Annotated in this window: 2 protein-coding genes; both read left to right on the top strand. The window is 59.6% G+C overall.

The genetic code is table 11. The annotated features are described in order from the left end of the window. A partial coding sequence (locus tag KO516_RS12295) for a DUF3500 domain-containing protein (protein WP_216004091.1) occupies positions 1 to 819 on the top strand: 819 nt, incomplete at its 5' end. Then, the coding region (locus KO516_RS12290; RefSeq protein WP_216004090.1) for a hypothetical protein at positions 816 to 1,103 on the top strand (288 nt) is incomplete at its 3' end. The genes KO516_RS12295 and KO516_RS12290, both read left to right, overlap by 4 nt.

Here is a 1,103-nt window from a genome sequence, read left to right as displayed (position 1 = left end):
GCCGGGACTAAACACCTAGGCGAGCTGAACACCAAACAGCGCGGGCTGGTCAAGGCGATCATGATGGAATCCACGAACGGTGAAATCGACGAGGGCTGGGACGAGATGATCCAGACACTCAACGCCGATGACTACATCAACACCGTCAGCACCGACTACAAGGCTGGCTATTCCTCTTTCAACACAAAGTTCGCCTTCCTGGGCACGCCCGGGCCGACCGGCATATGGGAGCTCTATTATGGCGGGCACCACATGGCCTTTGCTAATACCTATGTCGACGGGGAGTTGGCCGGGGCCACGCCGTCCTTCCGGGGCGTCGAACCTTTCCCCTATTTCGAAATGAACGGCCGGGTGAACCAGCCCCTGACGCAGGAACGTGACGCCTTTGCTACGCTGCTCAGCGCACTGTCGAAGGATCAACGCGCAGTTGCCGAACTGGAAGGAACCTACCGCGACATCCTCGCCGGGCCGCAGGCCGATGACGCGATCCCGGATAACTTCGAGGGCCTGCCGGTCTCCGAATTGGGCGAGGATCAGACCGCCCTGCTTCTTGCCGCGATTGAGACCTATGTCGGTGATATTTCCGACACCGAGGCCGCAGCCTACATGGAAAGATACACATCCGAATTGCCCGAGACTTATCTCGGTTATTCCGGCACGCCGCAACTGAGCGCGGAGGATGATTACGTCCGGGTGCATGGGCCGTCGCTCTGGATCGAGTTCTCGCTTCAATCGAACAAGTCCACTGACAAGGTAGGGAACCATCCGCATTCAGTCTGGCGCGATCTGGCGGACGATTACGGCGGACAGAAAGAGTGATCTGGCGGTCCGGCCTGCTCGCGCTTGTGGTATTTATCGGCAGTATCGGGGCTGTTCTGGCACATGCCTTGCCCGGCAGCGTTCTTCTGTTGCGCCAGCAAGGATCCGCATTGCAGTTGACGATCCAATTCCCATTGGACGATCTGATTGTCGCGGCGCCGGAACTCTCTGCGTTGGAGGCGGTAGCGGCAGGCCAGCCGTGGTCGCAGGAACTGACCACGGCCTTGGCGCGCTATCTCGAGCGTCATCTTCTCGTGACAGAAGAGGCTGTGAACCGCCCCGGT

This window comes from Citreicella sp. C3M06 (assembly GCF_018860705.1).
Taxonomy (GTDB): Bacteria; Pseudomonadota; Alphaproteobacteria; order Rhodobacterales; family Rhodobacteraceae; genus Salipiger.
This window is presented reverse-complemented; position numbering and strand designations above follow the sequence as displayed.